This window comes from Acinetobacter sp. GW821-FHT09D10, assembly GCF_059416285.1.
Genome location: NZ_JBWKOW010000001.1, coordinates 736411 through 757782, shown reverse-complemented (window position 1 = coordinate 757782; position 21372 = coordinate 736411). Strand labels below are relative to the sequence as shown.

Below are 21372 nucleotides of genomic sequence, written 5' to 3'. Positions count from 1 at the left end.
CTTTTATTTTCGAATAATCATTAATGTGGCTGTGGCAAAAGCATATACTTTTCCATTTTCATCCACAATTTTACCTTCGGTGCTAATAATATTGCGCCCCGCATTAATCAACTCGGCCTTTGCGTAGTAAGACGTATCAACTTGCATAGGACGAATCATTTTTACATTCAAATCAATAGTCCCATAACCCACTCCATGTTCGAGCAGGGTATGCGCAGCACTTCCTGTAGCAGTATCTAAAGCTGTGGCACAAAAGCCGCCGTGTACACCGCCTTGTATGTTTCGATGTTCTTGTCTAGGTGTAACTTTATAAGTGGCTTTACCTTCGGAAACTTCTACTAATTGCATGGGGATGGTATGAGCCATAGGCGATGGAGAAACTTCGCCATTTCTTAAAGCTGTTAAAAATTCAAGACCTGTGTATTTCGGGCTATTCATAAATCGTCCTTGGATGATTAAGCAATGTAATCACAATACTATAAATTGATTTTTTACGGAATAATATTTTGCAGTACAAAATTAAAATAGAGGTCAGTTTTCTAATTTTATACCTATATATTTAATAAAAATATTTAAATACAACATATTAAATATTTAATGGATGTTTTTACATGTTAAATTTTATTAAAATAGTGAAAATTAGTTTTGCTATAAGAAATTTTTTGATATTTTGATAATGTTGAAATAATAAAAGTCTATTTAAGGAAAAAACTATATCTGCCTGCATGAAACGGGCAGTGAAGTGAAAGGGAAAAACTATGCCTTTATATAAAGCTCCATTACGTGATATGCAATTTGTTCTGCATGAAATGCTTCAAACTGAAGAGAACTACCAACGTTTAAGTAAATATCAGGAAAGCGTAAATCGAGAATTAATTGATCAATATTTAGAGGCAGCAGCAGATTTCTGTGAAAATGAATTGGCACCTATTAATCAAAATGGCGATCAAGAAGGGTGCCATTTAAATCAAGGCGTAGTGACTACACCGAAAGGTTTTAAAGAAGCCTACCAAAAATATGCCGAACTTGGGTTTACCTCTCTAACTGCCGACCCTGAATATGGTGGGCAGGGTTTACCAACTCTATTACGTATTGCGATTTCCGAAATGTTGTGTGGTTCTAACTGGGCTTGGGCAATGTATCAAGGGTTATCTCATGGTGCGATGAGAACAATTGAACACCACGGAACAGAACAGCAAAAGCAGCAGTTTTTAACCAAGTTAATTAGTGGAATCTGGACTGGAACCATGTGTTTAACCGAATCACATGCGGGCTCGGACCTCGGTTTAATTAGAACTAAGGCTGAACCAAATCCGGATGGTAGTTACTCAATTACTGGGGAAAAGATTTTTATATCGGCAGGTGAACACGATCTTTCTGAAAATATTATTCATATTGTTTTAGCTCGACTACCTCAGGCACCCGCAGGCACAAAAGGTATTTCTTTGTTTATCGTGCCTAAATTTAATGTAGATGATGAAGGTAATTTGCAAGATCGCAATCAGGTCGTCTGTAGTGCCATTGAACATAAAATGGGAATTCACGGAAATGCCACCTGTGTTCTTAATTTTGATGGTGCTCAAGGTTATTTGATTGGTCCGGAAAATCGTGGGCTTAATTGTATGTTTACCTTTATGAATACGGCACGTATTGGCACGGCAGTACAAGGGCTTGCTGCTTCAGAAATTTCATTTCAGGGTGCATTAAGTTATGCAAAAGAGCGGCTCGCAATGCGTTCATTATCTGGTCCAAAATATCCAGAAAAGAATGCCGATCCGATTATTGTGCATCCTGCCGTGCGCTCAATGTTAATGACACAAAAAGCATTTGCTGAAGGTGGACGTGCGCTGGCTTATTTTCTAGCTCAACATGTAGACATTGTTGAAAGTTCATCCGATCAAGAGCAGCAAAATCAGTCTGATAATCTACTGGCTTTTTTAACGCCTATTGCTAAAGCGTTTTTAACTGAGTCTGGTAATGAGTCTGCAAAACATGGTGTTCAGGTGTTTGGTGGGCATGGATTTATTGTTGAGCATGGAATGGAGCAAATTGTACGCGATGCACGCATTTCAACATTGTATGAGGGAACAACCGAAATCCAGTCTTTAGATTTGCTTGCACGTAAAGTTTTAAATTCAGAAGGCAAGCTCTTAAAGAATATGACGGATTTAATTGATCAATTCATTCTTCAACATCAAGCAAATGTTGCACTGAAACCTTATTTAGAAAAATTAGGTGAACTTAAGCAACAATGGTTATCGCTCACTAAAACAATTGCCGAAAAAGCGAAGCACAATCCAGAAGAAATTGGCGCGGCCTCTGTAGATTATCTTTATTTTTCTAGTTACGTCGTGTTTGCCTATCTTTGGGCTCGAATGGCTCAAGTTGCCCATGAAAAATTGGCATTAGGTACACAAGAGGAAGCTTTTTATAAAGCGAAGCTAAGCACAGCTAAGTTTTTCTATCAAAAACTTTTGCATCGTACACAAAGCTATGCAGCCGCAATTGAGTCAGGGGCTGAATCTGTCATGGAACTTGACCAAGAGGATTTTGCATTCTAGCAAATAGTAGTTTTTGAGAATCAATGGGTGAGATTTTTATGTGGAATTTTACCCATTGATTAAATTTGTAACTTTAGACTCATGAGTTTTTGGTAGGAAAAACCAATTTAGCCAAAGGAATAGATCACTAATATAAGCATTAAAACGTGAACTTTCATTAAATATTGATGTTCGATAAGGACTAAGGAAAGAAAATCATGAATGCTTATTATCAATTACTGAATAGAACAATTGGTCCTCAAGGTGAAGTCATTGCTCATTATTGCTCAACTGTTCATGCACAAGGTGCTTGGAACCCTCATGAACAGCATATGGCGCCTGCAAGTGGAGTTATCGCAGCGGAGTTAGAGCAGTTTTCACCACGACAAGATATGCGAATTGGTCGAATTAGTTTTGATATCTTCGGTCTTATTGCCTTTGGTGAATTTACAATTAAGACGCAAGTGATTCGTGCCGGAAAAACCATTGAGCTAATAGAAGCTGAAATGCAAGCACAAGGTAAAACCTGTATTGTTGCCAGAGCATGGCGAATGTGTACTCAAGACAGTTCTGCTATTGCTGGTCTTGAAGATCAGCCAGTTCATCATCCCCATACGTTTACACAGTGGAAGGGTATGAAAAGATGGCCGGGTGGTTTTATTCAGACTCTAGAGACGAAAACTGACAATCAGCATCGCGCGGGCAAAGGTATCGTTTGGTTAAATAATGATAAAGAAATGGTTGAAGGGCAGCCGACCACAGATTTTGCACATTTAATTGGAATGGTAGATACCGCAAACGGAATTGTACCAAGACAAGAAGGTGAGTTTACGTGGGGCTTTCCAAATCTTGATTTGCAAATTCACATGCATCGTTATCCGCAAGGTAAATGGTTAGGTTTGGAAACTGTTCAGCAATATGGATCGGATGGCATTGGCTTAACAAGCGCGGTTTTACATGATGCCTATGGCCCATTTGGACGAAGCGAGCAGATTTTGACTTTACGTAAGATGACCAAATAAATATTTGAACCCATAAAAAAGTCATCCCTGAGGATGACTTTTTATTTTGAGATTTAAAGTTTAAGCAATTTATTAGCTACGAACTTTAATCAGCGTTGGTGTAAGTTCATCCCAACGCACTTTTGCAGCGTCCATTGCTTTCATTTTGATATGTCCATAACCACGAACTTCTGCTGGTAATTTTGCAATTTGTTCAGCAACAGCCAAGTTATGATTTTCTGGCGCTTCAACCAGTGCTTCAACAAAAGCGATGTAACGGTCACGCCATGCTTGTTCGTGTTGACGCTCTTCTTGGCGCGCAAACGGGTCAAGGAAAGTTTCACGAAGCCATTGTAGGCGAGCAAGCATCATCATTGGGAAGCGCATCCAGTAACCAAATGCACGTTTACGAACATTTTGCAGACCACCCAGTAACGCTGGTGGAGCAAGATGGTAAGTTAAACGTAGGCCTTTACCGAACTGTGTTTCAACCGATTCTTTAAAGCTTTTGCCTGTTAACAGACGTGCAACTTCATATTCATCTTTATACGCCATGACTCTATAAAGCTGGGTTGCAATCGTACCAGTTAATTCTTCTGGTAACTTTTTAGCAGCCAGTTCTACCAGCGTACGGTATTTAGTTGCATAAGCGTCATTCCAATAGTCTGTCAGACGAGCAGAGCGGTCTTCAACAAGTTCAGCCAACGTTTGCGGCGTTTTAGTTTTTGGCATTGCTGCAAGTAAACGTGCAGCTAAAGTTGAGTCACTTGCAAGGTGACAACCCACGCGGAAAGCTTCGATGTTCTTTTCAACAGCAGTACCATTTAAGCGAATTGCTTTTTCAATGCTTTCACGTAAGAGCGGAATGCGGCCAGACTGCCATGCCATACCGAGTAATAACTGGTTGGTATAGATTGCATCGCCCAATAGTTGTGTTGCAATGCGAGCTGCTGGTAATGAAACCAATTGACCTTGACGAACATGACCACGAAGACGATCAATTAAATCAGTAATAGGTGCATACCAGTCACGAGATTTAATAAATTCAGAAGTCGGGGTGCTGTCTTCATTCACAATAACCAAAGCATCATCTCTTAAGCGAGAAAGTGCGGCACTACCACCAGCAACTACGGCATCGGCACCAATCAGTAATTCACATTGTCCTGCTGGAATTTTAGTAGAAGAAATTTGCTCATCACTTGCTGCAAGTTGTACGTATGAATAAACCGTACCACCTTTTTGTGCAAGTCCAGCCATGTCCATAACACGTGTCGCTTTGCCTTCTAGGTGAGCCGCCATACCAAGGAGTGCGCCAATAGTCACAACACCTGTACCACCAATACCACCGACCATAATACGACTTGGAACATCATATAACTGAGGAAGGATTGGTGATGTCGGCCAACCTGCGCCAATTCCTTCAAATTTCGCAGGACGTTTCATATCACGTGTATGAACAGTCACAAAACTTGGGCAGAACCCTTCAGCACAAGTGAAGTCTTTATTACAGCTACTTTGGTTAATTTGACGCTTAGTACCTAAAGCTGTCTCTACTGGCTCAATAGATAAACAGTTTGATTTTTTCGAACAGTCGCCACAGCCTTCGCAAATATCACTGTTAATGTATAAACGCTCAGCTGGGTCAGGGTAGGCATCACGTTTACGGCGACGGCGTTTTTCACTGGCACAGGTTTGTACATAAATTAAAGCGGTCACACCTGAAACTTCACGTAACTCACGTTGAACTGCGTCGAGTTCATTGCGGTGGCGAATTTCTACACCCGGTGCAATGCCGTCTTCTTCGTTTAATAGTTTAACTTCATCAGTGACAATAACTTGTTTTTTAATACCTTCGGCATCGAGCTGACGAGTTAATTGTGCAACGCTCAAATGTCCATCTACATGTTGACCACCTGTCATAGCGACCGCATCGTTGTAGAGGATTTTGTAGGTAATATTAGTTTTTGCAGCGATAGATTGACGAATTGCTAAGTAACCTGAGTGGAAGTAAGTTCCATCACCAAGGTTAGCAAAAATGTGTTTTTCATTGGTAAATGGTGATGCACCCACCCAACTTACACCTTCACCACCCATTTGAGAGAACGTTTCGGTACCGCGGTCCAGTGAAACAGCAATATAATGACAACCGATACCACCAAGAGCGCGGCTACCTTCTGGGACTACGGTTGATGAGTTATGCGGGCAACCACTACAGAAATACGGTTTACGTTCTGCAAGATCAATGACACGTTTTGATTCTTGTTCTGCTTTTAGCAGTAAGTCGATTCTGCTTTGGATTTGTACTTTTAAGCTTTCTGGAATATCTAGTTTTAAGAAGCGAGCAGCTAGCATTTTTGCAATAGGTTCAGGCTGGTACTCATAGTGACCAATGAGTGGTGCTTCCTCAATAGAAGTACTCCATTCACCTTTACCATCTGTGGCTTTACCAATCACATGTGGGCGTTTGCCATCAGGAAGTGAATACAGCTCATCTTTAATTTGTGCTTCAATAATTGGACGTTTTTCTTCAATAACGATCAGTTCTTGCAAACCTTCGGCAAATTCACGAACGCCTTGAGGTTCTAAAGGCCAAATGAGACCAACTTGATAAACACGTAGCCCAAGCTGTTGGGCAGTTTCATCTTCAATACCTAAAATGCGTAAGGCTTCAATCGTATCTAAATAACCTTTACCACTTGCTGCAATACCAACACGGGCATTCTCACAAGGCCATGTAACAGTGTTGATTTTATTCGCGCGTGCATAGGCCAAAACAGCAGGTAAGCGATATTTATAAAGACGTTCTTCTTGCTGGATGCCATGATCTGGCCAACGAATATTAACGCCGTCGGCAGGGAAATTGACATCTTCCGGTATAACCGGAGTAACTCGGTCTAGATCAACATGAACTGAAGCAGAAGTTTCTACAATTTCACTGACTAGCTTCATTGAAGACCATAGGCCAGAAAAACGTGAGACAGCAATGGCGTGAACACCAAAGTCTAAAATTTGTTGAACGGATGTTGGGTAGAAAATTGGAATACCACAACCAATCATGACATGTTCAGACTGGTGAGGAATTGTAGAAGATTTACATGAGTGGTCATCGCCAAATAAGGCAACCACACCACCACGTTCAGAGGTACCAGCTAAGTTAGCATGGCGGAGTACATCACCTGAACGGTCAACACCCGGACCTTTACCATACCACCATGAAGACACTCCATCATATTTGCCTTGGCCTGAAAGATTAACTTGTTGGGTACCCCAGATTGCGGTAGCAGCCAAGTCTTCGTTTACACCAGGTTGAAATACAACATTATGGGATTTAAGTAATCCTTGAACTTGCCAAAGGAAACTATCATAGTTACCAACAGGAGAACCGCGATAACCAGAAATAAAACCAGCAGTATGATAACCATTCATCGCGTCACGGCGAGTTTGTGCAAGAGGCAACCGAACGAGTGCCTGAATGCCGGTCATATATGCTGTACCGTTATCACTTATATATTTATCTTCAAGTGACACATCCTTTGTTGCAATAATATTTGGAGTGACTTTTGTAGCTATGTTCATTTATATCTCCTTAGAATTTTTAGTAGCTCGGACTACTTTCTTTTTTCAACATCCAGTTGAATATTTGGAGCAAGTGACATACGAAATAAAAAAAGATCGGTTCCTCTTCTTAAAAAGAATTAGTGCCAATGTATGTACATTTAGTCATTGTGGTTGATCTAAACTGGTGCAACAATCCGTAATTTAGGAAAACATATTTACGTTATGCGCAAAAATCTCGATGGTGGACTATTGCATGCGATGCATGCATTCCTGAAAGTGATTGATAGCGGGAGTTTCACAGCAGCAGCTGAGCAGATGGATCTGACCACAGCACAGGTTTCACGTCTTATCAGCGAGCTAGAAACACGCTTAGGTACAAAATTAATACAACGCTCAACGCGCCAGCAGGCTCTGACCGATATTGGTGCGACTTATGCAGAGCGCTGTCGCCAAGTCATTTCAATAGTGGATGAAGCAGAATCAGAAGTAACAGGAACGGCATCTAAACCGAAAGGGCGTTTACGTGTATTAAGCATGGGAAGCTTTGGGCATCACTATGTTTTTCCAGTCATGGCCGAGTTTTGCAAAAATTATCCCGAGTTAACGGTGGAATATACGACATCGCAGTACGTTCCGGACCTGTTGGCGAAAGGGGTAGATGTCAGTCTCTATCTCACTGAGTCTTTAACAGATTCCCGCTTTGTTGCTCGCCGAATTGGCACTATTTTTTCTGTTTTATGTGCTTCACCTGCGTACCTAGAAAAACATGGAAAACCTGAGTCACCAGAAGATTTAAAAAATCATGCTTGTTTACGCTTAGTAAACCCGTCTATTACGCCAGATTGGCACTTGTTAAATGCAAAGGGTGAGTCTTACCAAATTGATATTGGTGGGCAACTCATTGCAGATAACCCAGAGTTATTATTAGATGTGGTGCAACAAGATATGGGCGTGGCGTTATTGCCAATGTTTTCGGCTTTAGATGCAGTTCAGAATGGAAGATTATGTCATATTTTGCCAGAGTGGCGTTCGCCCGATATTGGGGTATATACCTTATTGCCTTCACGCCATTTTATTGATGCCAAAACACGTGCATGGTTGGATTGGGTGGAAGAATATATTTCGCCAAGAATTGAAATGGATGCATCTTATTTTTATAAATAATGACATAAATTTTTTAAGGACTAAGATAAAAAAAGGATGAACAATAATACGGATTAGAATAAAAATAGGGTAGAGAATGCTTCTGTTGAGAGAGGCATTTAATACATAGATGAATGATAGATTTTAAATAAATTGCATGAGGGATTTAGTCCCAATTCCTGATCAGAATGAGATAAAGACTAGACGCAATGATCTGGTACTCAGCCTAATAGATTAAGCCTTATACCAGATGCTGAGTTATTTTATTTATTACTACGCACACTTTGTCTGCCAATAGGCATTTGCATAATTCGACAAGCTTTTTCGGTTTAATACATTGCTAATATTTTGGCTGGCTTGCATTAACTTTTCTAAGTCAATCCCAGTTTCAAATCCCATGTGTGACAGCAAATAAAACAGGTCTTCGGTCGATACATTACCAGAGGCACCTTTGGCGTATGGGCAGCCGCCAAGTCCAGCAAGGGACGAGTCAAAAACACGAATGCCTTGCTGTAGGGACTGATAAATATTGGCAATTGCCATGCCATAGGTGTTGTGGAAATGCCCAGCTAAAACTTTACTGTCGAGTTCAGCAAGGCAGGCTTGCCAAACCTTTTGAACGCGATCTGGTGTTGCGGTACCAATAGTTTCACCTAAAGACACCTCATAGCAGCCCATGTCATAGAGCCGTTTCACAACTTTCACCACTTGCTCAGGTGCAATTGCGCCTTCATAAGGGCAATCGACAATACAAGAGACATAGCCGCGCACACGTATGTTATGTGCTTTCGCTGCGCTCATGACATCGCTAAATTTTTCAAAGCTTTCATCGATAGAGCAGTTAATATTTTTACGGGTAAAGCTTTCAGAAGCTGCGGTAAACACCGCAACCTCTTTGCATCCCACTGATTGGGCAGTTTCAAAACCTTTGATATTGGGAGTGAGCAGGCTAAATTGTACATCTGTGGTCTGGGGTAACAGCTTAAACAGCTCATCACTTTGAGCCATTTGCGGCACCCATTTTGCCGAAACGCATGACCCCACTTCAATCGATTTTAGGCCCGCATTTATTAAGTCATTAATAAAGTTTAAGCGTTGTTCGACTATTAAAGCCTGCTTTTCATTTTGGAGGCCATCTCTGGGGCCGACCTCTACGATTTTGACAAACTCACTCATGCAACTTCCTCCTGAGCAGGCTGAAATTCCACAAGCTCATCGCCAGCTTTAACTTGATCACCGACTTGGAAATAGGAGTCTACAATCACGCCGTCTTTAGGAGCACGAATGGTGTATTCCATTTTCATTGCTTCAAGCGTCATTAAAATATCGTCTTTTTTCACGCTATGATTTGCACTCACCAGCACTTGGGTAACTACACCTGGCATTGGGGCTTTTAAGTGACCTTCATCGGCTTGGTGATCTACCTGATTAAAGTCTTGGCGAATATAAGCAAACTTATAGCTTTGCCCATTTTGGAACAAGGTAATGCCTTGCTGATTTTGGTTGAAAGACAGCTTTTGCTTAGTCCCACCAATTTGAACAGAGGCTGTATGTGCATCAATTAATTGACCTGAAATCGGGTAGCTTTGTCCGTTATATTCTGCGGTGAAACCATGCTCAGATGATGCAAATTTGATCTGAATATTTTGGTTTAAATAGTTCAGTTTAATGCTGTGCTGATAGGCAATATTTAAACGCCAAAGTGGCTGAGCCTGCCAAAGCTGTTTTTGGCTTGAGCGATTGTTTTCGAGTTTACTTAAAAACTCAATAAATGCTGCTGCTACCACAAGTTCTGGCTTGATATCTTCGGGACTAAACAAGAAGTTTTGTTCGCGTTGAATCAGGTTGGTATCAAGTTTGGCTTGTTTGAACGAGTCGCTGCGAACAATCTTTTCAAGAAAGGCAATGTTATTGCCTAAGCCATCGACATGGAATTGGCTTAACGCATGTTGCATTTGAATGAGTGCAGCTTCACGGTTTTTACCCCATACGATCAGTTTAGCTATCATCGGGTCGTAATAGGTTGTGATTTCATCGCCTTCAACAATACCGCTGTCTACACGTACATATTGGTTTTGAGTTGGGTAGTGTAGATAGTCAATTTTACCAATGGCAGGTAAAAAGCCTTTTTCTGGTTCTTCGGCGTAAATACGTGCTTCGAGCGCGTGGCCGTGAATTTGCAATTCGTTTTGTAGTTTAGGTAATGGTTCGCCATAAGCTACACGAAGTTGCCATTCAACCAAGTCTTCACCTGTAATCATTTCGGTAACAGGGTGTTCGACTTGTAGACGGGTATTCATTTCCATGAAATACGCCGTACCGTCTTGTTCCACAATAAACTCAACGGTTCCAGCACCGACATAGTCTACTGCACGTGCAGCATCAATAGCAGCTTGGCGCATCGCATCGAGCTTCTCACTTGGCATTTGTGGAGCAGGGGCTTCTTCTAGCACTTTTTGGTGGCGGCGTTGTACCGAACAATCGCGTTCAAACAAGTGCACATAGTTGCCATGTGTATCGCCAAACACTTGTACTTCGATGTGACGCGGTTGAATCACATAGCGTTCAATCAAGACATCATCGTTACCAAAACTTGATTTAGCTTCGCGCTTACATGAGGCTAAGGCATGTAGAAAATCTTCACTGCGCTCAACCAGACTCATGCCTTTACCACCGCCGCCGGCACTTGCTTTGATTAAAACTGGATAGCCAATTTGGTCTGCCTGTTGTTTTAAAAAGTCGGCATCTTGGTTGGTTCCGTGATAACCCGGTGTTAAAGGGACGCCTGCTTTTTCCATTAAAGCTTTAGACGTGGCTTTTAAACCCATAGCTAAAATGGCATCGACTGGCGGGCCAATAAAGCAAATATTGTGTTGTTGGCAAGCAAGTGCAAACTGGTCATTTTCTGATAAAAAGCCGTAGCCTGGATGGATCGCTTGGCTACCTGTATCAAGGGCAGCTTGAATAATGCGGTCAGCTTGTAAATAACTTTGAGTCGCAGGCGACTGACCAATATAAACCGCTTCATCTGCAAGTTTGACATGTTGTGCATTTGCGTCTGCGTCTGAATAAACAGCAACTGTTGCGATACCTAATTTTTTGGCAGTACGAATTACGCGGCAGGCAATTTCACCACGGTTCGCAATTAAAATCTTTTCAAACATGATGATCGTCCTTAATTGTTGTTATTCGAGTTAGAAACCCAAGCAGGCTGTTGTTTATTTAAAAAGGCACTCAGACCTTCTTTTGCCTCGCTACTTTGGCGAACTTGAGCAATATGATGCGCCGTCTGTTGTAGCAAGTCATTGCTCATGGTCTGGTTGCTCACCATTTGAATGAGTTGTTTTGATGCAGCCTGAGCGTGGGGGCCACCAAGTAATAGAGCATCAATAATTTCTTGAACTTTTCTGTCTAAGTCTTCCGCATCTGCGACTTCATGTGCCAAGCCAATTTGTTTGGCGTCACGTGCTGAAATACGTTCAGCAGTTAAGAAGTAACGAGAGGCTTGTCTTGCACCAATCGCACGAATCACATAGGGACTAATGGTAGAGGGCGCAAGGCCTAAACGCACTTCAGAAGTTGCAAACTTGGCATCAGTGCTGGCAATGCAAATGTCACAAGCCGATGCCAAGCCCATACCACCACCAAAGGCAATGCCATGAACGCGGGCGATAGTCGGTTGTCTCAATGTTGCAAGTGCATCTAACATTTGTGCGAGTTTTAGAGCATCCGCTTCATTTTCTGCTGAAGATGCCTGACCTGCCTGTTTCATCCAATTTAGGTCAGCACCGGCCGAAAAGCTTTTGCCACGGCCAGCTAAAACTACAACACGAATATCGTCACGTGTATTAATTTGCTTAAAGCAAGCATGTAGTTCTTCAATCACTGTGGTATTAAAAGCATTGTGCAATTCAGGGCGGTTCAACCAAACATAGGCAACCTGACCTTGTTGTTCGAGTTGTAAAAATTGATAGCTCATATACACCTCTTACATGCGGAACACGCCAAATTTGGTTGGCTGGATTGGAGCATTCATGGCAGCAGCAAGGCTTAAACCAAGTACTTGACGTGTTTGAGCTGGGTCAATTACACCGTCATCCCAAAGGCGGGCAGAAGCATAGTACGGATGGCCTTGGCGTTCGTATTGTTCACGAATGGGTTGTTTAAACTCATCTTCTTGTTGAGCTGACCACTCGGCACCTTTTTGCTCAATCTGATCACGTTTCAAAGTTGAAAGTACGCTGGCTGCTTGTTCGCCGCCCATCACTGAAATACGGGAGTTCGGCCAAGTCCATAAAAAGCGTGGTGAATAAGCGCGTCCGCACATACCGTAGTTACCCGCACCAAACGAACCACCAATAATCAAGGTGAGTTTTGGTACATTTGCGGTTGCAACTGCCATGACCAGTTTGGCACCATTTTTTGCAATCCCTTCATTTTCATACTGGCGACCGACCATAAAGCCCGTAATGTTTTGCAAAAATAACAATGGAATATTGCGCTGTGTGCATAACTCAATAAAGTGCGCACCTTTTTGTGCCGACTCTGAAAATAAAATCCCGTTATTGGCAATAATCCCGACTGGCATACCATAAAGCGAAGCAAAACCAGTAATGAGTGTTGAGCCGAAACGTGCTTTAAACTCATCAAAACGAGAACCATCTGCAATGCGTGCAATCACTTCACGAATATCAAAAGGCTTACGTGCATCACTTGGTACTACACCATAGAGTTCCGATGCATCAAACAATGGTTCATCAACTTGTTTATTTAAATCATTTGGCTTTTTATTGAGGTTGGCAACAATGTTACGCGCTATGGCAATCGCATGTTCATCATTTTCGGCTAAATGGTCAGCTACACCTGAAAGACGTGTGTGTACATCACCACCACCTAAGTCTTCACTGCTCACCACTTCACCAGTTGCAGCTTTTACAAGAGGAGGACCGCCTAAGAAAATCGTACCTTGATTACGTACAATAATCGTTTCATCAGACATGGCAGGTACATAGGCACCACCTGCGGTACAGCTACCCATCACGACAGCAATTTGGGCAATACCTAGGCTCGACATACGTGCCTGATTATAGAAAATACGCCCGAAGTGATCGCGATCTGGGAAAACTTCATCTTGCATTGGTAAATAAGCACCGCCTGAGTCCACCAAATAAATACAAGGCAAGTGATTTTGTTCGGCAATTTCTTGGGCGCGTAAATGTTTTTTAACCGTAAGTGGATAATACGTTCCACCTTTAACCGTTGCATCGTTGGCAACGATCATGCAAGTCACACCATTGACCTGACCAATACCTGCAATTACACCCGCAGCTGGAACATCATCTTCATAAACGTTGTACGCTGCCAATTGACCAATTTCTAAAAATGCCGTTCCGACATCAACCAGTTGATCAATACGTTCACGGGGTAAAAGTTTACCTCGAGCCAAATGTTTTTGACGGGCATTTTCACCACCACCTAAAGCAATACGTTGGGCAACTTGTTTTAGATCTGTGACCAATGTTTGCATGGCTTGCTGGTTTGTTTTGAAGTCTTCACTTCGAACATTAATCTTGCTTTGTAATTGGTTCATAAGATGCGTCCTTATTTATAATTATTATTTGGTTTCATTGAAGAGTTCGCGACCAATGAGCATACGGCGAATTTCAGAAGTTCCGGCACCAATTTCATAAAGTTTTGCATCACGCCATAAACGACCAGCAGGGAATTCATTGATGTAACCATTACCGCCTAGAGTTTGGATTGCTTCGCCTGCCATCCATGTTGCTTTTTCAGCGGAATATAAAATGGCACTTGCCGCATCTTTACGTAGGCTGCGGTCATGGTCGGCTTTGTCACAGGCAGCGCCAACCGCATAAACTAATGCTTTACATGCCAACCAAGTTGAATACATATCGGCAAGTTTGCCTTGCATAAGCTGGAACTCACCTAAGGCTTGACCAAACTGTTCACGTTGATGTAAGTAAGGAATCACCACATCTAAACAAGCATCCATAATTCCTAAAGGTCCGGCACTTAAAACTGCACGTTCATAGTCCAAACCACTCATAAGTACTTTTGTACCATTACCCACGCCACCAAGTATGTTTTCAGCAGGCACTTCCACATTGTCAAAAAACAGTGGGTAAGTGTTAGAGCCACGCATACCAAGTTTGTCTAAGTGGTTGCCGTGACTGAAGCCTTTCATGCCTTTTTCAACTAAAAAAGCAGTCATGCCTTTCGCACCAGCTTTAGGGTCAGTTTTTGCATAGACCACGAGTACATCTGCATCACCGCCGTTGGTGATCCACATTTTTGAACCATTTAAAACGAAATGATCGCCTTTTTGTTCTGCACGTAATTTCATGCTGACCACATCAGAACCGGCATTTGGTTCAGACATGGCGAGGGCACCTACATATTCACCAGAAATCAGTTTGGGTAAATATTTCTGCTTTTGCTGCTCGTTACCGTTTCGATTAATTTGGTTTACACATAAATTAGAATGAGCACCATAAGATAGGCCAATAGCTGCCGAAGCACGAGAAATTTCTTGCATGGCAATAATATGAGCTAAATAACCCATATTGGCACCGCCATATTCTTCAGAGACGGTCATACCTAAAAGGCCCATATCTCCGAATTTTTTCCAGAGATGTGCAGGGAATTTATTGTCTTGATCAACTTGTTGGGCAATTGGTGCAATTTCCTTTGCACAAAATGCGGCCACTGAATCTTGAAGCGCAATTAAAGTTTCATCTAGACCGAAATTCAAGCTGCGGAGGTTCATGATATTTTCATCCTATTGGTTATATTTGTTGTCCATAAAATATTTTGTGGGTATTTGATAAGTACCATACAATGATTTTTTAAAAAAGTGAATACGAATTCATAAAATGATTTACAATTCATTTTATTTGTTAGAGAATAAATTATGAGCTATAAACGATCATCTTTAATGCAAGAGCGGATGGAGCAAAATCGTAAGTCGATTTTGAGTTCAGCCAGAAAATTAATTTCAGAGGGAGGGTTTAAAGACGCACAAATACAAACAATTGCAGAGCAAGCGGGTGTATCAAGTGGTCTGGTTTATCGCTACTTCGATAATAAAAGCCAAGTGCTGATTGAGGTTTTATCTGAGGCCATTAATACAGAACTATTGGTGATTGATTCGATTACCGAAAGTGACTTATCGGCAAAACAGAAATTACATAAGGCTGTGGCAACCTTTGTAAAACGGGCACTCAATAGTCCCCAGCTTGCATATTCACTCATGTTTGAACCCGTCGATTCAACGGTTGAACATGAGCGTTTTCGTGTGAAGCAATTGATTAAACAAAGTATTAAAAAAATACTTGCGGATGGAAATGCAAGTGGTGAGTTTGTCTTGGATGATTTAAACACAGCAGCACTTTGTGTTGTCGGCGCTATGACCTATGTGGTGGTTGAACCCCTAGACCCAGCTCAAAATACAAATTTTGATCATGCGCACAAAGACTATTTTTCAAAACAGATTGCTGACTTTTGTGTAGATGCTGTGCAGAAGAAATAGGGCATATAAAGGATAAACATTACAAAGTAGGCGGTTTGGAAAAGTAGTTGCAGTAACAACAATTAGATCAGGTAAGAAGAGAATTAAAAGAATCAAGGAGAATGATTCAATGCAACAAGAACGGTTAAGCTACGCCTCGGGACCAAGCACACAGCCCTTATTGGGTATGACCATTGGTGAACAATTTGATCAGGCCTGTCGGCAATATGCAGAAAAGGAAGCAATTGTCAGTTTTCATCAAAACAGACGGTTAACCTATAAAGCTTTACAGGATGAAGTAAATGCTTTTGCTTGTAGCCTTTTAAAATTGGGATTAAAAAAAGGAGATCGGTTAGCCATCTGGTCGCCTAACTGTGTGGAATGGACGGTTACCCAATTTGCAGCTTTTAAAGCAGGGATTATTTTAGTTAATCTAAATACAGCTTATAAAAGCCATGAACTTGAATATGTGTTGAATAAAGTCTCATGCAAAGGATTGATTATAGCTTCTCAATTCAAAACGACTGATTACCAAGAGTTGCTGACTAAAATTGCCCCTGAGTTAACCAACAGTCCAGGTAAAGTGCTCAGTTCAGAACGACTGCCACATTTAAAATTCGTGATTAAAATTGATGATCAGCAACATACGGGTATTCATCGTTTTAGTGATTTAGTTACAACACCAAACTCCGAGCAGCTTGAACAATTAAAACAGTTAACCAAGCAGCATCAGTTTGATGAAACCATTAATATCCAATTTACCTCAGGTACAACGGGTAACCCAAAAGGGACCATGTTGACCCACCATAATATTTTAAATAATGGCTATTTTGTTGGCGAAGGCATTCGTTTAACGCCTCAAGATAAAGTATGTATTTCTGTGCCGTTGTTTCATTGTTTTGGCATGGTGATGGGGAATTTAGCATGTGTTACACATGGAGCAACGATGGTCTATCCATCGGCCGTATTTAATCCTTTAGAAACTTTAAAAGCCATTCATCAAGAACGTTGTACGGCAGCATATGGCGTACCAACCATGTTTATTGCAACTTTAGAACATGAACAATTTAATGAGTTTGATCTGTCGAGCTTAAGAACGGGCATCATGGCTGGTAGTCCTTGTCCACGTGAAATTATGCAACGGGTTATAGACCGGATGCATATGTCTGAAATCACGATTTGTTATGGCATGACTGAAACCTCGCCAGTCAGTGTACAAAGCTCGGTAAACGATTCAATTGATAAACGAGTAAGTACAGTTGGCCATGTTCATCCGCATGTTGAAATTAAAATTGTCGATTTAGAAGGTCAGATTGTTCAGCAAGGGACTTTAGGCGAGCTATGTGTTCGTGGTTATTCAGTGATGGCTGGCTATTGGGGCGAAGAAGAAAAGACCCGTGAAGTGATTGATTCGGCTGGCTGGATGCATACGGGTGATATTGCAGAAATGGACCAAGATGGTTTTATTAAAATTAAAGGTCGTATTAAAGATGTCGTGATTCGTGGTGGGGAAAATCTCTTTCCAAAAGAAATTGAAGACTTTCTATACACCCATCCCGATGTGAGCGATGTACAGGTAATAGGCCTGCCAGATGCGAGATATGGCGAAGAACTCTGTGCTTGTATTATTTTGCATGAACATCATCAAATTGATGAAAATAGCATCCGTCAATTCTGTAAAGAGCATATTTCCCATAATAAAGTGCCGCGCTATGTTCGATTCTTTAATGAATTTCCAATGACTGCTTCTGGGAAAGCCCAAAAGTTTAAGTTACAAGAAATTATGCGTGCTGAGCTTAATTTAACAGGAAATGTCTTTGACTAAAGAAGCCAAAAGCCCAGTCAAAGTGCAGCAAACTATAAATTGAAAGGCAGTTTAAATAGAGGATAAAACAAAATGGCAAAAGACTTTAATAGCCCAAAAGTAGTCGATGGTTATGATGAACATATCCGTAAATTAATTCCGGGTTATGAAGTGATCCATCAACAGGTGGATGCCATTTTGCAATCAGTGTTGAAACCAAACTCTCACATATTAATTGTGGGATGTGGCACGGGTTATGAACTTGAATATTTACTTAAAAGACATCCGAACTGGAAATTTACAGCAGTTGATCCATCTTTAACGATGCTTCAAAAAGCCCAAGAACAGGTTGAACTTTTAGGTAAATCTTCACAAGTCACCTTTGTACATGGGGAGACTTCAGCTTTGCCTCTTGAAAATTGCTTTGATGCTGCACTGTCTATTCTTGTGGCGCATTTTATTGCTGATGATATAAAACCTGCGTTCTTTAAAGGTATTTATGATCGCTTAAAAGAAAATGCTGTCTTGCTCACCTACGATTTAATGACGTGTATAAATCCTCAGCAGCTTCAAGCATTACGTTATTTATGTTTGGCTCAAGGCTTAACTGAGGAGCAATGCCAAAAAATGTTAGAGCGTATGGCTCAAGACTTTTTTAGCCTGACCACAGAAGGTTATATAAAACTTTTGCAAAAGAGTGGCTTTGAAAGCGTGCAGTCTTATGCACAGGTTCTGACTTATCAGGGTTTTATTGCAAAAAAATAATGCCAGTAGAGACATAGGAATGTTGTCTTAACACCTAAATATTCTCAATGAGGAAGAGAATATGAAAACTGAAAAAAAATAGAAGAACTCGCTTTACTTAAAACAAATTAAAAAGTGGCCCTAATGCCGCTTTAGGGAGGTTTTGTCTAAAAAATATGATGGAAGGTCTTTCTTGAGAAAGAAAGTCAAATTTTCAAGGACCTATCTAAATAGGTACATAACAAAAAGGATGTCGAGATCTTTAAGCCTATTTAAAGATCAAAAAAGGAAAGTTTTATGATAAATGCTTTAAATACAACGGTTCAAAAAAGCCTATTGGCGGTTTCTGTGACCCTGTTTGTGTCTTCTGCCTTTGCAGCTCAAACAACAGATCCTGAAATAGAACAACTTCGACAAGAGGTGAAAGAGCTGCGGGCTATGCTACAAGCTCAAAAATCTTTATCGCAAGGACGAGTTGAACTAGCAACTTCTGCAACTCCTCAAGCTGCGCAGCCAATACAGCAAGGGTTAACTAAGTCTGGTGCAGAATTTAACCTCTATGGATATATACGGGCAGATGCTTCTTATCAAATGAAGGGCGCATCTACCATGTATAACAATATTAGCGGTGTTCCACTCGAAAATACGCCAGAAGAATCTGCTCAAAAAGATCAGTTGCACAGCACAGTTAATGTGACACGCTTTGGGTTGAATTTTAAAACTCCAACAGCCGTGGGTGATGTGGGCGGAAAACTGGAAATGGACTTCTTTGGAGCAGCCACTCGTGATCAGTTCCGTATACGCCATGCTTATTTAACTTTTGATAAATGGCTTATCGGTCAAACGTGGTCGACATTTATTGCACCTGAATATTATCCAGAAACAATTGATGCAGGTACATTTGTTGGGAGCGCCTTATTAAGATCTCCGCTAGTTCGCTATAGCGACAACTTAAGTGCAAATACGAGTTTTGCAATATCGGTTGAAGACCCGAAATATACGGCTACATCAGACCCTGATAACAAAATGCGTTTACCAGCCTTGGTAGGGCGCTTAAATCATAAATTCGCCAATGGCTCGATGCTATCAGGTCGTAGTTTTGTGGCTGAAAAGAGAACCAACAATGATGAAGAAGTGGCTTGGGGTGTAGGCCTAGGGGGGAAATATCAGATTACGCCAGATACATTACTCAAAGCCGATTATTACCATGTCAAGGGAGATGGACGTTTCCTACTATGGAGTAACAGCGGCTATGCAATAGATGATCAAAACAATATGCATAGCAATGAATTTGACACAGTTTCATTAGGTATAACCCATCAGTTTACGCCACAAATTCGTTCAACCTTAGCTTATGGCTATATGAAAGCCAAAGATGATAACCGTTTTGCCCAATTACAACGCAATAACACAACTCAAAACAAAGAGCTTTGGCAGGGCTGGGTAAATGCACTTTATAACCCTTATAAACCAATTACTTTGGGCGTCGAATATGTTTATGGCGAACGAGAAACTTTTGATGGGCGTAACGGGACGGATAACCGCTTCAACATGATGGCGAGTTACGATTTTTAATTAATTCAATAAGACCTTGAATAATCTGTTTTTTCTTTAGGGTGCAATATGTCGTTTTAAAAAATTGAATATGAATTTATCTCACAGAGGAGGTGGGTAAATGACAACATCTAAATTAAATGTAAATGAAATTATTGATCAGGCCAAATTTAGACCTTATCACTGGAGTATTTTACTTTGGTGTTTATTAATTATTATCTTTGATGGGTATGATCTGGTTATTTATGGTGTAGTGCTGCCTTTGCTGATGCAAGAGTGGTCATTGACGGCTGTACAGGCGGGAATGTTAGCAAGTACAGCACTATGCGGAATGATGTTTGGGGCAATGTTCTTTGGAACTTTGGCAGACAAAATAGGCCGTAAAAATGTGATTTTAATTTGTGTCGCTCTTTTTAGTGGTTTTACTTTTTTAGGTGCTTTCGCATCAAGTCCACTTGAGTTTGGGGTGCTTCGATTCTTAGCGGGACTAGGCATTGGTGGGGTAATGCCAAATTTAGTTGCACTCACATCAGAATATGCACCTAAACGTATACGCAGCACCTTAGTAGGTACCATGTTTAGTGGATATGCGATTGGGGGGATTCTTTCAGCATTAATTGGTAGTTATTTGGTTGAAAGTCAGGGGTGGCAAATTATGTTCCTGATTGCAGGCATTCCTTTATTTTTGTTGCCTGTTATATGGAAGTTTTTACCGGAGTCTTTAACTTTTTTGGTTAAAACTGGTAAAACTGAACAAGCACAGCGCATTATTCAAAAAATTTCACCTCAACAAAGCCTAACGATCAATACGCAGTTAGTGCTTAATGACGATAATGTTCCAACAGGCAGTTCTGTAAAAGGATTATTTCAACAAGGCCGCGCATTCAATACACTCATGTTCTGGTTAGTGTTCTTTATGTGCTTACTCATGGTGTATGCCTTAAGCAGCTGGTTACCAAAACTCATGCTTGCCGCAGGCTATTCACTCGGAAAGAGTATTTTATTCTTGTTTGCTCTAAATGTCGGCGCAATGATCGGTTCAATCGGTGGTGGTATTCTTTCTGATAGATTCCATTTAAAACCTGTAATTATGGGAATGCTGCTGGCGGGTGTTCTAGCATTAATCGGTTTAGGCTTTAACTCACCAGCCTATGTTTTATATGGTTTGGTGACTGTGGCAGGAGCAGCAACGATTGGTACCTCAATTCTTCTTTATAGTTACGTTGCTCAATATTATCCATTAAGTGTGCGTTCTACTGGAATTGGCTGTGCTTCCGGTGTTGGTCGAATTGGAGCAATTGTGGGACCAATCTTAACTGGCATGTTATTAGGCCTCCAGTTACCACATAAAATGAATTTCGTGATGATCGCAATTCCTGCAATTCTTGCTTTTTTAGCAGTCATGATGCTGAGACGACATGCAGTTGAAAAACAAACTATTACGCCAAAACTTACTGCTGAATTAGAAGGTAACTAATCGATATTGATACAGGTAGGGAA

At 41.1% G+C, this 21372-nt stretch carries 15 protein-coding genes; 8 read left to right on the top strand and 7 right to left on the bottom strand.

What is annotated here, in order from left to right:
• Positions 1-3: 3 nt before the first annotated feature.
• Positions 4-453 carry a PaaI family thioesterase gene (locus tag AC07M3_RS03535; RefSeq protein ID WP_494566909.1) on the bottom strand — a complete coding sequence of 150 codons (450 nt, stop codon included), beginning with the start codon at positions 451-453 and terminating at the stop codon, positions 4-6.
• Positions 454-758: 305 nt separating this feature from the next.
• Here AC07M3_RS03535 and AC07M3_RS03530 point away from each other — a divergent pair, with 305 nt between their 5' ends.
• Both AC07M3_RS03530 and AC07M3_RS03525 read left to right on the top strand, forming a co-directional pair.
• Positions 759-2561: an acyl-CoA dehydrogenase C-terminal domain-containing protein gene (locus tag AC07M3_RS03530; protein ID WP_494566531.1), complete on the top strand. Its 1803-nt coding sequence runs from the start codon at positions 759-761 to the stop codon at positions 2559-2561.
• 197 nt (positions 2562-2758) lie between these two features.
• Positions 2759-3562 carry a thioesterase family protein gene (locus AC07M3_RS03525; protein ID WP_494566530.1) on the top strand — a complete coding sequence of 268 codons (804 nt, stop codon included), beginning with the start codon at positions 2759-2761 and terminating at the stop codon, positions 3560-3562.
• Positions 3563-3634: 72 nt separating this feature from the next.
• On the opposite strand, the gene AC07M3_RS03520 is transcribed toward AC07M3_RS03525, so the two are convergent.
• Complete coding sequence (locus AC07M3_RS03520) at positions 3635-7117, bottom strand: indolepyruvate ferredoxin oxidoreductase family protein (RefSeq protein ID WP_494566529.1); 3483 nt, start codon at positions 7115-7117, stop codon at positions 3635-3637.
• A gap of 204 nt (positions 7118-7321) precedes the next feature.
• Between AC07M3_RS03520 and AC07M3_RS03515 the strand changes: the two genes are divergently transcribed.
• Complete coding sequence (locus tag AC07M3_RS03515; protein WP_494566528.1) at positions 7322-8263, top strand: LysR family transcriptional regulator; 942 nt, start codon at positions 7322-7324, stop codon at positions 8261-8263.
• Between the two features lie 252 nt (positions 8264-8515).
• Here AC07M3_RS03515 and AC07M3_RS03510 read toward each other — a convergent pair whose 3' ends face one another.
• From AC07M3_RS03510 to AC07M3_RS03490, 5 genes are read right to left on the bottom strand one after another with little or no spacing between them, the layout of a single operon-like run.
• On the bottom strand, positions 8516-9418 hold the full coding sequence (locus tag AC07M3_RS03510; protein WP_494566527.1) for a hydroxymethylglutaryl-CoA lyase: 903 nt from the start codon (positions 9416-9418) through the stop codon (positions 8516-8518).
• A complete protein-coding gene (locus AC07M3_RS03505) occupies positions 9415-11406 on the bottom strand; it encodes an acetyl/propionyl/methylcrotonyl-CoA carboxylase subunit alpha (RefSeq protein WP_494566526.1) in 1992 nt (663 codons plus the stop codon). Before AC07M3_RS03505 ends, AC07M3_RS03510 begins: the two co-directional genes overlap by 4 nt.
• Before the next feature lie 11 nt (positions 11407-11417).
• Positions 11418-12221 (bottom strand): enoyl-CoA hydratase/isomerase family protein, encoded by an 804-nt coding sequence (locus tag AC07M3_RS03500; protein WP_494566525.1) that lies wholly within the window; start codon positions 12219-12221, stop codon positions 11418-11420.
• A gap of 9 nt (positions 12222-12230) precedes the next feature.
• Positions 12231-13832, bottom strand: coding sequence for a carboxyl transferase domain-containing protein (locus tag AC07M3_RS03495; RefSeq protein WP_494566524.1), 1602 nt, complete (start codon positions 13830-13832; stop codon positions 12231-12233).
• 24 nt (positions 13833-13856) lie between these two features.
• Positions 13857-15029 carry an isovaleryl-CoA dehydrogenase gene (locus AC07M3_RS03490; protein WP_375038704.1) on the bottom strand — a complete coding sequence of 391 codons (1173 nt, stop codon included), beginning with the start codon at positions 15027-15029 and terminating at the stop codon, positions 13857-13859.
• Positions 15030-15173: 144 nt separating this feature from the next.
• Here AC07M3_RS03490 and AC07M3_RS03485 point away from each other — a divergent pair, with 144 nt between their 5' ends.
• The 5 genes from AC07M3_RS03485 (at position 15174) to AC07M3_RS03465 (ending at position 21349) form a co-directional block, all read left to right on the top strand.
• Positions 15174-15791 (top strand): TetR/AcrR family transcriptional regulator, encoded by a 618-nt coding sequence (locus AC07M3_RS03485; protein ID WP_494566523.1) that lies wholly within the window; start codon positions 15174-15176, stop codon positions 15789-15791.
• 109 nt (positions 15792-15900) lie between these two features.
• Positions 15901-17595 carry an AMP-binding protein gene (locus tag AC07M3_RS03480; RefSeq protein WP_494566522.1) on the top strand — a complete coding sequence of 565 codons (1695 nt, stop codon included), beginning with the start codon at positions 15901-15903 and terminating at the stop codon, positions 17593-17595.
• Between the two features lie 72 nt (positions 17596-17667).
• Complete coding sequence (locus tag AC07M3_RS03475) at positions 17668-18339, top strand: SAM-dependent methyltransferase (RefSeq protein WP_494566521.1); 672 nt, start codon at positions 17668-17670, stop codon at positions 18337-18339.
• A gap of 279 nt (positions 18340-18618) precedes the next feature.
• Positions 18619-19893, top strand: coding sequence for a DcaP family trimeric outer membrane transporter (locus AC07M3_RS03470; RefSeq protein WP_494566908.1), 1275 nt, complete (start codon positions 18619-18621; stop codon positions 19891-19893).
• Between the two features lie 100 nt (positions 19894-19993).
• Positions 19994-21349, top strand: a complete 1356-nt coding sequence (locus tag AC07M3_RS03465; RefSeq protein WP_494566520.1) for an MFS transporter — start codon at positions 19994-19996, stop codon at positions 21347-21349.
• The last annotated feature ends 23 nt before the right edge of the window (positions 21350-21372 follow it).